The 13,376-nt window shown below is 64.4% G+C and carries 10 protein-coding genes; 1 reads left to right on the top strand and 9 read right to left on the bottom strand.

Going from position 1 to position 13,376, the window contains the following annotated elements:
* Positions 1 to 9: 9 nt before the first annotated feature.
* The 6 genes from AC3WVQ_RS27910 to bglB all read right to left on the bottom strand — a co-directional run bounded on the left by AC3WVQ_RS27910 (position 10) and on the right by bglB (position 8,135).
* Positions 10 to 1,062 carry a carbohydrate ABC transporter permease gene (locus AC3WVQ_RS27910; RefSeq protein ID WP_192440565.1) on the bottom strand — a complete coding sequence of 351 codons (1,053 nt, stop codon included), beginning with the start codon at positions 1,060 to 1,062 and terminating at the stop codon, positions 10 to 12.
* On the bottom strand, positions 1,059 to 2,087 hold the full coding sequence (locus tag AC3WVQ_RS27905) for a carbohydrate ABC transporter permease (protein ID WP_268088146.1): 1,029 nt from the start codon (positions 2,085 to 2,087) through the stop codon (positions 1,059 to 1,061). The genes AC3WVQ_RS27910 and AC3WVQ_RS27905 overlap by 4 nt, the downstream gene beginning before the upstream one ends.
* Before the next feature lie 269 nt (positions 2,088 to 2,356).
* Positions 2,357 to 3,625 carry an ABC transporter substrate-binding protein gene (locus AC3WVQ_RS27900; protein ID WP_268088148.1) on the bottom strand — a complete coding sequence of 423 codons (1,269 nt, stop codon included), beginning with the start codon at positions 3,623 to 3,625 and terminating at the stop codon, positions 2,357 to 2,359.
* A gap of 93 nt (positions 3,626 to 3,718) precedes the next feature.
* The gene (locus AC3WVQ_RS27895; RefSeq protein ID WP_268088149.1) at positions 3,719 to 6,205 is read right to left on the bottom strand and encodes a hypothetical protein; all 2,487 of its coding nucleotides are present in this window, start codon (positions 6,203 to 6,205) and stop codon (positions 3,719 to 3,721) included.
* Entirely contained in the window at positions 6,202 to 7,038 is an 837-nt protein-coding gene (gene kduI, locus AC3WVQ_RS27890; protein WP_268088150.1) for a 5-dehydro-4-deoxy-D-glucuronate isomerase, read from the bottom strand. The genes AC3WVQ_RS27895 and kduI overlap by 4 nt, the downstream gene beginning before the upstream one ends.
* Entirely contained in the window at positions 7,035 to 8,135 is a 1,101-nt protein-coding gene (bglB, locus tag AC3WVQ_RS27885) for a beta-galactosidase BglB (RefSeq protein ID WP_268088152.1), read from the bottom strand. The genes kduI and bglB overlap by 4 nt, the downstream gene beginning before the upstream one ends.
* A 117-nt stretch (positions 8,136 to 8,252) precedes the next feature.
* Between bglB and AC3WVQ_RS27880 the strand changes: the two genes are divergently transcribed.
* A complete protein-coding gene (locus tag AC3WVQ_RS27880; RefSeq protein WP_112771358.1) occupies positions 8,253 to 9,305 on the top strand; it encodes a LacI family DNA-binding transcriptional regulator in 1,053 nt (350 codons plus the stop codon).
* Positions 9,306 to 9,423: 118 nt separating this feature from the next.
* Here the strand turns inward: AC3WVQ_RS27880 and lhpI are convergent, their stop codons facing one another.
* Genes lhpI through AC3WVQ_RS27865 form a run of 3 tightly spaced genes read right to left on the bottom strand, consistent with a single transcriptional unit; the run spans position 9,424 to position 13,374 of the window.
* A complete protein-coding gene (lhpI, locus tag AC3WVQ_RS27875; RefSeq protein ID WP_492383275.1) occupies positions 9,424 to 11,115 on the bottom strand; it encodes a cis-3-hydroxy-L-proline dehydratase in 1,692 nt (563 codons plus the stop codon).
* Complete coding sequence (locus AC3WVQ_RS27870; protein WP_060521880.1) at positions 11,112 to 12,113, bottom strand: 4-hydroxyproline epimerase; 1,002 nt, start codon at positions 12,111 to 12,113, stop codon at positions 11,112 to 11,114. The genes lhpI and AC3WVQ_RS27870 overlap by 4 nt, the downstream gene beginning before the upstream one ends.
* Positions 12,114 to 12,126: 13 nt before the next feature.
* Positions 12,127 to 13,374: an NAD(P)/FAD-dependent oxidoreductase gene (locus AC3WVQ_RS27865; RefSeq protein ID WP_034798409.1), complete on the bottom strand. Its 1,248-nt coding sequence runs from the start codon at positions 13,372 to 13,374 to the stop codon at positions 12,127 to 12,129.
* Positions 13,375 to 13,376: the final 2 nt, after the last annotated feature.

Genomic DNA, 13,376 nt, shown 5'->3' with positions numbered 1-13,376 from the left:
GGTGCCCCCTTATTTCAGTCCGGTGCCGGCGATGCCGGTGGTGATGAAGCGTTGCAGGAAGATGAAGACGAGGACGACAGGGATCATCGTCACGACCGTCATGGCGAGAATGAAATGCCACTGCACGTTCAGCTCGCCGGAATAGATGCTCAAACCCACCTGCAGCGTATAGAGTTCCTTGCGCGACAGCACGATCAGCGGCCAGAGGAAGTCGTTCCAGCGCCAGACGACCGAGAAGATCGCCAGAACCGCGAGCGCCGGCGCCGTCAGCGGCAGGATGATGCGCCAGTAGATCTGCCACTCCGACGCCTTGTCCATGCGCGCCGCGTCGATCAGTTCGTCGGGGATGGTCAGCATGTATTGCCGCAGGATGAAGACGCCGGTGGGCGTGGCGACGGTCGGCAGGATCACGCCCCAGAGATTGTTGAAGAGGCCGAGGGCCGAGACAATCGAATAGAGCGGCACCATGATCACCGAGAGCGGCACCATCAGCGTCGCGAGGATCAGGAGCATCGCGAAGGTGCGGCCGCGAAACTCGTATTTGCTGAGCGCGAAGGCCGCCATGGAGTTGACGATCAGCGTGATCAGCGTCGCCGTCACGGTCACGAAGACGGAGTTCCAGAGATAGCGGACGAAGTCGAAGTGCGTGAAGGGCTCGCTGTAGTTCGACGTGGCGAAGGACATGGTGCGCACCGGCGTGCGCTCGGCGATCTTGACCTTGACGATCTCGGTCGGCTTCTCCGGTGAAACCATCTGGCTGACGATGCCGATGCGGCGGACCTCGGCGAGCACCTTCTTGCTGCCATCGGGCATCGTCACCTCATAGAGGTCGAGCGGCTTGTCATAGCCTTCGACCGTCGCCTTCTGCGTCACATAGGGCATGATCGTCGGCGGAAATTCGGCAAGCGCTGCCGGTGACTTGAAGGAGGAGCCGACGAGCCAGACGGCCGGGCCGAACATGATGAAGAGACCGCCGATCAGCCACACCCACGTGAAGACGTCGGTCCAGTGCCAGCCGTTGCGGCCGCGGCAGCGGAAGATGAATTCGGCGACACGGCTCATTTGCGGGCTCCCTTGTTCTCGCCTTTGCGCCCAAGGCCGAGCTGCACCAGCGTTAGCACCACCAGCACGGCGCCCATCAGGATCGAGGCGGCTGCGGCAAGGCCTGGATTGCGCAACTGCGTCGCAAAGCCGGTCTCGTAGATGTACTGCGTGATATAGAGCGTGCTGGTGCCCGGGCCGCCGCCGGTCAGAACGTAGACCTCGTCGAAGATCTGCACCGCGCGGATGAGCACGAGCACGATGACGACGAGCAGGTTCGGCATCAGCAGCGGCAGGGTGATGCGCCAGAAGGCGCGCGCCGGGCGGGTGCCGTCCATGTCGGCCGCTTCATAAAGATCCTTCGGGATCGCCTGCAGGCCGGCAAGCAGGATCAGAGTGTAGAAGCCCATATGCGCCCAGATCGAAACGCCGACGGTCGCGGCAAAGGACCAGTTGCGGTCGTTGAGCCAGGTGTAGGGATCAAAACCGAGGCCGTAGAGCCCGAAGTTGAGCAGGCCCTGGCGTTGCAGGATCCACTTCCAGATCAGGCCGACGACGACGGGCGACAGCAGAACGGGGAAGAAGAACACGGCGCGCCAGAAGCTGCGCGCCATAAGCTCGCGGTTGAGGATCAAGGCCGTCACTAGCGAAAACAGGATCATCAGGCTGACCTGCAGCACGACGAACCACGCCGTGTTACCGACGGCCGTCCAGAAGGTGTCTTCCGCGCAGGAGTTCGGGTCGGTGTAGTTCACGCAGTCAAACAGCCGCGCATATTGGTCGCCGCCGACGAAGCTCCGGTCCGGCAGGAAAAGGGCTGTGCCGCCGGTCATGGAATAGGCGAAGTTGATGAAGAACGGCAAAAGCACGAAGATGCCGAAGATCAGCATGTTCGGCAGCAGGAAGAAGGTCGCCATGCCGCCGATGCCGAGGCGGCGCTGCACCCAGCGCAGCGGCGCATCGATGGCCGCCATCGCCAGGCGAACAGGGGCCATTGCCGCCTCGCCGAGGCCTGAGCCGCTTCCTTTTGGAACATCTGCCTTCATCGCTTGCCACCTCGCCCACCGACTGCACTTTGAAGCGCAACGGTTGTCACCGGATTCTGGTCCGGAGCGCCGCGGGTTTCAATGAGTGCGCGGCGCTCTATCACTTTGATTTTGGTTCCTTCTGCCTTTGTTGGAAGGCCGATGTTCCTTCCCCCGCAAGAGGCGGGCAAGGCTTTTCCGGATGCCCGTAAGTATCAACTTACGCAGCGCCGGCCGATCCGACGGCATGACACGTCACGCCGTCAGCAGCCCGGCATCGATTGTGGCGATCAGTTACCGGTATCTTTCACCTTGGTGGCGATATCGGAGTCGATGCGGGCGAAGGCCTCGTCGACTGTCATCTCACCGGCAGCCGCCTGGCTGACGCGGGTGACGAGCGCACCGTAGACGGCGTCGGACCAGAGCCAACCGGGAAGCTTGCGCGCCTCGTCGGAGAGCGTCTTGCTCGCCTCGACGAAGGCGTTGAGCGCTGCCTTCGCCTGGGCGTCGTCGGTCTTGAAGTCGAGACCCTTGGCGAGTACGCCCTTGTGCGCGGGCAGGAATAGGGTTCGCTCGGAGAACTCCTTTACGATCGGTTCGCTCGCGAGGTAGTCCATTACCTTGGCGACGTCCTTCGGGTTCTTGGTGTACTTGACCGCAACCAGGCCGGCGCCGCCGGTCATGCCGGTGCAGTTCGTCGGGCCGCAGGGACTGCCGGTCGCGACCCAGTCGAAGTTGGTGCCGATCTTCGTCGAGAAGTTAGGCACCTGCCAGGAGCCGGAATAATAATAGACGAGCTGTCCGTTGATGAAGTCGTCGGCCGCCGCCCGGTAGGTCGAGCCCGCGGCCGAAACCCACACGTCCTTGCTCATCGTGCCGTCGGCAACCCAGCCGACGAAGGTCTTCAGGAAGTTCTTCGAGCCGTCGTCGAGCGGCGCCGGCTTGCCGTCGGCGCCGATGTAGTTGCCGCCATAGGCAAGGTTCGGGCCGCTCAGGCGGTGACCGGAGCGGTCGAGCGCCATCGGGAAGGGCACTTGCTGGTTTTCGGCAACCTGCTTGGCGGCCTTTGCCCAGTCGTCCCAGGTGGCATCCTTGCCGGGAATGGCGACGCCCGCCTGATCGAACAGCGTCTTGTTGGCAAAGCCGCCGGCAATGGTGATCTGGGTCATGAAACCGGAGATCTGGTTCGACCCGTCGGGACGCATCCAGTCCGCCTGGCCACCGAAGTTTTCGTCCCAATAAGCCGCATCGGCAACGAGCGGCCGCAGGTCGAGCCAATGCTGGGCCTGTGCCTTCAGATTGGTGACGCGGGCGATATCCGGGCCGTTGCCGGCTTCGAGTTGCACCGGCAGCTGCTCCTTGACGACGCTGTAGGAGACGTTGTCGAGGATCACGTTGATCCCGGGGTTCTCCTTCATGAAGCGATCGAGCAGGTCCTTCAGCACCTCGCCTTCGACGCCATCGGAATACCACATGATGCGCACGTCGCCGGCCATTGCTGCCGTCGACGTCAGAAGCCCGACGGCGAGCGCCGCGAGCATCGTCTTGGTCTTCTTCATTGTCCTTCTCCTCCACTTGATCCTTGGACGAGCTTCCTCCCGCTCGTTTGGGACGGCGCCGTCTTCTCCCGGCCGGCGCAATTCTTCGTGCCCTTATCGGGCGGCGAGCATGGTCGCCTCGCCGGCCACGGTGAAATCCTTGGCGGCGATGGTGCGCCCTTCGGCCTCGGCCGAACCGTCATTGCGGAAGACGACGCGGCCATAGTCCGGATCGTTGACGACGAAGGTGCCGTTGGCGGTTTCCTCGACCGTAAGCCCAGCAAATCGCGCTTTCGCCTCGGCAAGCTCCCCGGCTTCGCAAACCCTGACGATCCATCGCGTCCTGTGACCTGCCTGGCGCAACTCGGCATTCGCCGATGGGCCATCGGTTACCGCGACCAGTTCATTTCCACCGATCAGCACAACAGCGCCGTGGCCGCTGCGCGCCAGCGCCAGATTGCCCTCGACCCTGCTCTCGTCGAATTCGGCGACCGGGAACCAGGCATGGGTGAAATCCGGCTGTTCGCTGACGGTCGAAAAGTCGAGTACGGCCAGCCCCCTGTACTGGTGGGCACGAGGGAGGGTGCCGCAACCACCCCAATAGGATGGCCGGCCGTACCCGAACTGAATGGTTTCGCCCGGATGGTTGATCCAGATCGCCGCTTCCGGCCGCTGGCCAAGGCGCAAATGCAGCACCGTTTCCTGGTAGCCCCATTCGTTCCAGCGATAATGCGCCGCCGAGCCCATGGCGAAGTGGCGACCCTTGTAGTGGTAGAGTGCGGCGAAGCTGTTTTCACCCTGGGCGAAGCGCCATTCCTGGTGCTTGGCCTCGTCCTGATGGCAGGCAACGGCGGCAAGTGTTTCGGGCACGACGATGCCATGGTCGCGCAGGCAGACGGCAAGCTGGGGCAGCGCGTGCACCCGGCGGCCGTAACAGCCCTTGCCCCAAAGCAGGCGGGCAACACCCGAAAGTTCGAGCGAACGGCCGGCGCAGAGCGTGTGCTCGTAGGAGCGGCCTTGCGCTGCCGTCACCATGCCGTGGTGGGCGGAGCGGGCGATGATCTCGCAGAGGCGAACGATGCCGTTCTTGGCGCGTTCGGCGATATCGGCGTCCGGCGAAAGTGCGGCCAATGCCGTGAGGCCCTTGAGGTCGATCGGGAAATAGGGCGCGGAGTTGAACTCGGCCATCTCCCAGGCCTCGAAGTGGTCGAGCCAGGCGCGGACGCGGGCAGCACCCACAGCGCTCTGCTCGCGTCCCTTGCGGCCGGAGCGACGGAAGGTCGCCTGCGGGAACAGCTGGCCGGCGAGATAGGCGGACGTGTGGAACAGCAGCGCGTGGTTTTCGGAAAAATACCACTGCACGTCGTTGCCGGGCTCGTCCATCCAGTAGCGGAAACCGAGGATCGCCTGGTCGATGCGGTTCCGGGTCTTGTCGCCGATATCCAGGCCCCAGGTGGTGCGCGACCAGATCAACGGCACCAGCGAGAAGTCGGCGCAGTCATGGCAATCCTCGATCGAGGGCAGGATTTCGTCGATCATCGCGTCCGTTTCGGCGCCGCCGCGGCCGCTTGCGAGCCTTGCGAATGCACGTACCGTGTCGCGCTCGGAAAAGCCGGAGATCTCGTCGAGCGTTTCGGTGATGCGGGCCGAAAGCGCCTCGGGCGGCCTGCCCTGGCGGCCGGCATGGCAGATCTCGACGCCGAGCGAGCGCGAGGCGACGAAGCCGCCGGCATCGAGCGTGATGCGGAAATGGCGGAAGTCAGCCGGAGTGTCCTCCGATGGGCCGATCGTCAACTTCCTGTCGCCGGCCTTCATGAGGAAGTCGTGGTCGAAGCGTTCGGTCGACATGAAGTCGCCTTCAACCGCAACATTGACCTTTACGTCGAGCGGCAGGGCGGCAGCGAAGAGAAGCGTGATGTCGCCCTCGAAATAGGCGGTACGGTCGAAATGCATGCCGTCGAGTGCGGCTTCGATGTCGGCAGCCGCTTCGCTCGGGCAGGGTACGGGGAGCGCCACGCGCGCCGCCGGGCCGGAGAGATAGTCGAGCTGGAAGAAATAGCGGGCGTCGCGCTCGGCGAGGTCGTCGAAGAAGATCGTGACCTCGTTGAGACCGGCGTTGAGCGGTAGCTCGAATTCGGCCTTGGCCTCGAGGTTGCGGCTATAGGGCGCCATCCAGCCGATCTCGGTTCCGTTCAAGAAGACCACTGCGCCGCCGCAGGTGCCGAGGCGGATTTTCGCCGTTCCTGCGGTCTCGACTTCGATCGAGGTGCGGGCCCAGGTCGCAAGCCGCGTCGGCCGGAACCAGAAGCCGGAGAGATCGAGCCGCGGCGAGCCGAAGGGCAGCCACCAGCGGCTGGCCTCGAATGTGCCGCGCACGTCCGGCCGCTTGCCGCGATACGTTTCAGCAAAGATCGTCCGGCAGGGGTATTCGTGCGGAATGAAGTTCTTGTGTTTGGTCAGGAAGAAGAAGGGGTCCATTTCGCCCTTCATCGGCTGGTCCGGCACGTCGAACCGTTCCTCGGCAATAGCGCCGAGCTGCCAGTAGCCGATCGCCTGCCCCGGGACGAGGCTCTTCTTCAGATGGAAAATCGTATCGCTCATTTCAACTCAGCCAAGGCTACGGGGGTGACGTCGTTGTATTCCTGATTCTCGCCGGTCATGCCCCAGACGAAGGCATAGGGGCCGGTGCCGGCGCCCATGTGGATAGACCAGGCGGGTGACAGCACCGCGTCACAATCGGCGACGATCAGGTGCCGGGTCTCGTCCGGCTCGCCCATGACGTGGACGATCCGGTCCTCGGGCGCCATGTCGAAGTAGCAATAGGCCTCCATGCGCCGCTCATGCACATGCGGCGGCATGGTGTTCCAGGCGCTGCCTTCGGCGAGATCGGTAATGCCCATCAGGAGCAGGCAGGAGGACATCACTTCCGGATGGATGTACATGACGAGCCTGCGCCCGTTCGAGCGCTTGATGTCGCCGAGTTCGATCGCCTTGGCCTCGGCCTTCCTGATCAGCCGGTGCGGCAGGTCGGCGCCGGCGGGGACCGAGTTCATGTAGAAGCGCGCAGGCCTGTCGGCGGATTCGCTCGATACGACGATCTCCTTGGCGCCGCGCCCGACATAGAGCACATCGCGGTTTTCGAGCACGAAGCTCTTGCCGTCGACGGTGATGGTGCCGCTGCCGCCGAGATTGGCGATACCCATCTCTCGCGCCGAAAGCAGATAGGGCGTGCCGATCTCGGCGCCCGAGCCGAAGGATACGCTCTTCGTTTTCGGCATGGCGCCGCCGAGAATCAGCCGGTCGACATGGGTATAGGTAAAGTTCACCGCGTCCTCGGCAAAGAGATCACTGATCAGGAACTCGCGGCGAAGCCGCGCCGTGTCATATGCCTTGATGTCTTCGGGATTGGCCCCGTAAAGAACCTTCATCGTCATGCTTCCTGTCCTTCCGCGCCGACATGCTGCAGGGCTTCGGAAAGGCAGAGGATTGCCAGTGCCTGGCCATAGCCGGTCGGCTGAATGGGGATGTCCTTGTAGAATTGCAGGTCGTGGCCCATGCGCGTGCCGTAGGAGACATTGAGCACGGTGCCGGTCTCGTCGATGTTGCGCATCACGGCTTCGAGCGCGCTGAGACCGGCGGCTCTCCAGGCGGGCGTGCCGTAGCCGAGGCGATAGCCCTTGAGCAGGCCGTAGCCGATGCCGGCGGTGGCCGAGATCTCTTCATAGGACGATGCGTCGTCGAGCAGGGTGCGCCAGGCGCCCGACGCGGTCTGCAGCGGCAGAAGCGCCTCGACCTGGGTCACGAGCACGCCGCGCAGATACTCTTTCACTGGCGCTGCAATCTCTGCGAGGTCGAAGAGATCGAGCATGCCGGCGGTGATCCAGGCATTGCCGCGGGCCCAGCGGGCGCGGGCGAAATTGTGCCGGCCATCGAAGGTCCAGCCGTGGAACCAGAGGCCCGAATGCGTGTCGGCGAGATAGCGGGCATGCACGAGAAACTGCCGTGATGCCTCGTCGACCAGTTCGCGCCGGCCGCTCGCCTGGCCGTAGGAGGCAAGGAACAGGGCGACCATATAGAGCGTGTCGTCCCAGAGTTCATTGTCGTTGACCTTGTCGGAGACATGGTGCTCGAAGCCGCCTTCCGGCGTGCGGCCCATTTCGCTCATCACCCGGTTTGCCCATTCGTCGAGCAAGGGCTTCCACCGCGGGTTTCCCGTCTTCGCCCAGAGCACGGAGAGGCCGAGCATGGGTGCGGTCGTGTTGACGTTGAGTTCGGGAAGGCCGGCCGCAATACGCCCTTCGTACCAGCCTTCGATCAGCCGGCGGATGTCGTCACGGCCGGTGAACAGCCAGAGCTTGATCAGGCCGTAAAGGCCGACGCCCTGCGGCCATTCCCAACTGTCGAAGCTGATGTAGTCGCCCGCGGTGCCGTCGAGGTTCGGCTCAACGAACCGGCCGTCATGCTTGAGACCGGTCATGCCGCCGACAAGGCGATCGAGACCCATGCGAATATCGTGGGCGTTGAGGCCCATGGCACTCCTCCTCCTTGAAGCCGCTCTTCCCTCGGCTTTCTTGATGGGATAAAGGCATGACGTTTTTTCTTGCGCAACATGAAAATTTTTCCCAGTATTGTGGCAGGGGGGGAGCGGATGACCGTCAAACCGTTGGCCGGCAAACGCGGCAAGAAGAGCAAGAAGGTCCGCTTGGAGGACATCGCCGAAGCGTGCGGCGTGTCGCTCAGCACTGCTTCGCGGGCGCTTGCCGGCGAAAAGGGCGTGCGCGCGGAAATCCGCCAGAAGGTGCTGGAGGCGGCGAAGAACGCCAATTACTCGATCCCGACGGCGGTTGCCGGCCAGAAGGTCATCGTGGCTGCGTCGAGTGCCGCGATGATCGACTATGTGCGCAACCAGTTCACCCACTACGTGCTGGAAGGGCTGAAGGAGCGCGCGCAGGCGCTGGACCTTGAAATCGTCACCCGGCCGATCGCCGACCGCAGCGAGGAGCTTGCGGTGCTTGCCGAGGCCGAGGCGGACGAGCAGGTTGCCGGGCTTCTGTTTCTCACCATCGACGACGAGGGCATGATCGCCGCCACCCGCGGCTTCGAGAAGCCGGTGGTGCTGCTCAACAGCGACGACCCCTATATGCGGCTATCGAGCGTCACGCCCTGCAACCGCTCGAGCGCGCGGCTTGCGACGGACCATCTGATCGAGCTTGGGCATGAGCGCATCCTGTTCCTGATGCGGCCGGGGCGCCGCACGATCGAAAGGCGCTACGAGGGCTGGCGCGACGGGCTGCTGGCGAAAGGCCTTCCCGCCACCGACGACATGCTCGTTACCGTCGAGGACTGGCTGCCGGAGCTTGCGATACAGGCGCTGACGCAGCGGATTTCGGAGCGGGGGCTGGATTTTACCGCCGTGCTTGCGGCTGGCGACAGCCTCGCGGTCGGAGCCATGCTCGGCATCCAGCAGAAGGGCTTTTCGGTTCCCGGCGACGTTTCGGTCATGGGCATGGACGACCTTCCGCAGGCGGCCTTCCTCAACCCGCCGCTGACGACGATGCATATCCCGATGCGCGAGATCGGCTCGGTTGCGCTCGATCTCTTGCGCGACACGCTGTCGGGCATCCCGGCGCCGCCGCGGCGCGTCGAGCTTGCCTGTCATCTGGTGCCGCGGGCCTCGACGGCGCCGCCGCGCAGCGCCTAGACTGTTTTATCGTTTCTTCGAAACGGCGAAACAGTCAATCTCTTCGAAAGACCGCAATTCCGGACGGAAAACCGTTCCACACTTTTTCTGGAATTGCGCTAAGCGCGAAGCAAAACCGTCAAGAAAGCCAAGCCGGCAACCGCACCGGCACACGGCCCGTGAGCGCCGCCTCGACGCAGTCGGCGAGGTTGCTGAAGCGCACAGCGCGGCCGGAAAGACCGGGCCCGTAATGGGCGTATTTCCCGGAATTGGTCATCAGCGCCCGGGTCTTGGTCGGAAAGACCGGTTCGGAGATCGAGCACCAGCAAAGATCCGGCAGGACCTGGATGCCGCTCTCTTCAAGGCGGGCAAGCAGACCTTCGTCCCGCGCTGCGGCTATCGCGTCTCGCCCGGCGGTGACGATCACGGCGACGTTGCTATCGCGCTTGCGGCCGTCGAAGGCTGTGGCCAGCGTGCGGCATTCCTCGAGCGACGCATGCGGGCTGCCGATGGCGACAAGCTCGACCTCCGCCGGACCGTCGTTCAGGAGCGACCAGGCCGCGGCCATGTCGGCGCGCGTGATCGTCGTGTGGTCGGCATCCTTGGCGGCGGCACCTTCCGCTTCCGGGGTCACGCCCTCCACATGCAGCATCGGGGATGCGGACGTGGTGCCGAAGGCGGCGCAAAGCGCCTTGAGGTCGTCGCGCGAGGGCTTTGCCGATGCAAGACCGCGCAAAAGCGGGATGCGGTCGGGTGCTGCCTTGCCGGCGAGATAACCGATCAGCGGCCAGAAGGCATCGTCGATATCCTCAGGCAGTTCCACGTCGATGACGCGCGTCGCCTTGCGCGGCGCGTCGAGATAGACGCCCGAGAGCGGTGCACGACCGGTGAGCGCAATGCAGAGATCGAGAAAGTCCGGGTGTTTGGCCGTGCGCGCGCCGAGCACCGTATTGGCGAATATGACGGCGTTCGATTCCGCCCAGGCGATGGCTTCGCCGGATTTCGGCGCGCTGTCGAGCAGATAGGGCGAGCAGGTGAAGGTCGGGCGGCAGCCCATGCGCACATAGGCGTCGGCAAGCCTTGCTGCCGGATCGCCGAAGCTCTCCGGCACGCCCTGCGCCTGCCAGTTGGCACGGTCGACCGAGATCGCATTCATCGTCGTCGGCACGCGAACCTTGGCCCCCATGTCCGCCATCTTCTCGGCGAAGGTGAGGTTTGCCGGGCTCGCATAGATGCAGCCGTCGATATGGCCCTGGACCACGTCGATGAGCTTTTCCGCACCCTGCTGCGCCGCCATCGCCGCGATGATGCGCATCGCCTGTTGCACGGCGATGCCGTCACGACCGTCGAGCATGGCGCGATCGTCGTCGGTGAGATCAAGCGCCGTCATTGCCGGCGGAGCGACCGGAATTGTCAGGCCATCGGCTTCGATTGCCGTATCGCTGATGCGCGCGGTCTTTGCCTGCGCCAGCGCCTTGAAGGCGTCGCGCGAAAGCCGAAGCACCGGCAGGGATTTTCCGAACATTTCGGCCGCGATCAGCGCGCCGAGCGTCAGCACGTCTTCCGCTTCCGAGAAGACCAGGGCCGCCGGCGCACGGCCGGTCAGCGCCATGTCGAGCAGCACGCCCGAACCGGTGCAGGAGCCGCGGCTCGACGGCATCATCAGGATGCCGTCGGTCAGACAGAGGCCGTGCAGCGGATGGTGCACGTCGATCACCCGACCCGTTGCCGGATCGACCCCGCCCCAGAAGCTCAGCGCCTCCTCCGTGTCGATGATGGGGCCATCGGCGGAGCCGGAAAGAATGCTGCGGGCGGAGATCGATTGGTTCATTTTACGACAAATCCATGAGCAAAGGGGTCGCGGTCATCGATGAAGATCGTGTTGATGCCGGTCATGCGGGCCCAGCCGGCAATCGACGGGATGATGGCGTCGCGGTCGGCGACCTTGGTCGCTGCCTCGACACGGCCCTTGAACAGCGAACCGATGATCGATTCATGCACGAACTCGTCACCGACCTTGAGCTTGCCCTTGGCGGCAAGCTGGGCCATGCGCGCCGACGTGCCGGTGCCGCAGGGCGAGCGGTCGATCGCCTTTTCGCCGTAAAAGACGGCGTTGCGCGCATGCGCTTCTGCCTGTGTTGGCTTGCCGGTCCACTGGATGTGGCTGAGGCCCTTGATTTCCGGGTGCTCCGGATGCACGAACTCGTATTTGGCGTTGAGCGCCGCGCGGAGCTTCGGGCTCCAGCCGACAAGTTCGCCGGCCGTATGGTCGGCCATGTCGCGAAAATTCTTCTGCGGTTCGACGATGGCGTAGAAGTTGCCGCCATAGGCGACGTCGACGACGATCTCGCCAAGACCCTCGACTTCAGCCGTCAGCCCCTCGGCGTAGAGGAAGCCCGGAACGTTGGTGAGGCGCACTTCTTCGACGAAGCGGCCTTCCTGGCGATAGGTGATGTCGACCTTGCCGGCCGGCGCGTCGATTGAAAGCTTGCCCGGTTCACGCGGCGTGATCAGGCCGTTTTCGATCGCCATGGTGATGGTGCCGATCGTGCCGTGGCCGCACATTGGCAGGCAGCCCGACGTTTCGATGAAGAGCACGGCGACATCGCAGTCGGCCCGGGTCGGCGGATAGAGGATCGAGCCCGACATCATGTCGTGGCCGCGCGGCTCGAACATCAGGCCAGTGCGGATCCAGTCGAACTCGCGCAGGAAATGGGCCCGCTTCTCCAGCATGTTAGCGCCTTCGAGTCGTGGCCCGCCGCCGGAAACGAGGCGGACCGGATTGCCGCAGGTGTGGCCGTCGATGCAGGAGAAGGTGTGGTTGGCCATGGTCTAAACTCTGTCAGAAACGTTGGGGCGAGAAGGAACTGATATCGATCGCCGGCCGCCGGCCGGTGAGCAGGTCGGCCACGAGCCGTGCGGTGCCGGCCGATTGCGTGAGACCGAGATGGCCGTGGCCGAAGGCGTAGACGACGCGGCCGGTGGCGCGGGCGCGGCCGATCGCCGGAAGGCTGTCGGGCAGCGATGGGCGGAAGCCCATCCATTGCACGCCGCCCTCGCTCTTGAAGCCCGGCAGGAAGGCTTGCGCCTTCTTCAGCATGGCTTCCGAGCGGCGGAAGTTCGGCGGCAGCTTCAGCCCGCCGAGTTCGACGGCGCCGCCGACGCGGATACCGGTCGAAAGCCTGGTGACGACGAAGCCGTGTCCGCCGAAGGTTACCTGGGTGCGCAGATCGAAGGCATCCTGCGGCAGCGTGGTGTTGTAGCCGCGCTCGGTTTCGAGCGGGATACGCTCGCCGAGCGTACGGGCGACCTGGTGCGAGAACGCGCCGGCTGAAAGCACGACCTGTTCTGCCCGCCGCGTCTTGCCGTCGGCCGTCAGTTCGACGCCACCTTCGATCGGCTTCAGTGCCGTAACTTCGGCACGCTCGATCACACCTCCCTTGGCGCGGAAATGGTCTGCCAGCGCCAGCGTGTAGAGCTTGGGATCGGCGATGGAATACCAGCCGGGGGTAAAGGTGCCATGGGTGAAGCGCGATGCGAGACCAGGCTGGATCTCGGCCATCTCGGCCGCGCCCATGTGTCGGAACTCGATGCCGTGTTCGGCTCGCGCGGTCCAGCCGGGAAGAGAGGCCTTCAGCTCGGCTTCGCTTTCATAGACCTGCAGATTGCCTTCCTTGCGCAGCATCGGCAGGGTGCCGGTCTCGGCGAGGAAAGGTTCGAGCTCGGCCTTGGAGAGGTCCATCATCGCCGTCTGGGCGGTCGTCGAATGGGCCACGCGGCTTGCCGAGCAGGCGCGCCAGAAGCGGAACATCCACGGCGCGATCTGTGCCGCATAGGCCGGTGGCACGCTCAAGGGCCCAAGCGGGTCGAGCAGCCACTTCGGCGCCTTCTTCAGGATGCCGGGTGACGCGAGCGGCAGGATGTCGGTGAAGGCGAAGGCCCCGGCGTTGCCCGCCGAGGCACCTGCTGCCGGGCCTTCCCGGTCGAGCACGGTGACGGAAAGTCCCCGTGCCTGGGCGGCGATCGCCGCAGAAAGGCCGACAACGCCGGCGCCGATGACGATGACGTCAGGCTGAACTGCATCCTTCATGA

The organism is Ensifer sp. EB106-05-01-XG146 (assembly GCF_058791875.1).
The sequence above is the reverse complement of the archived record's forward strand: the minus strand, read 5'-3'. Positions and strand labels throughout refer to the sequence as shown.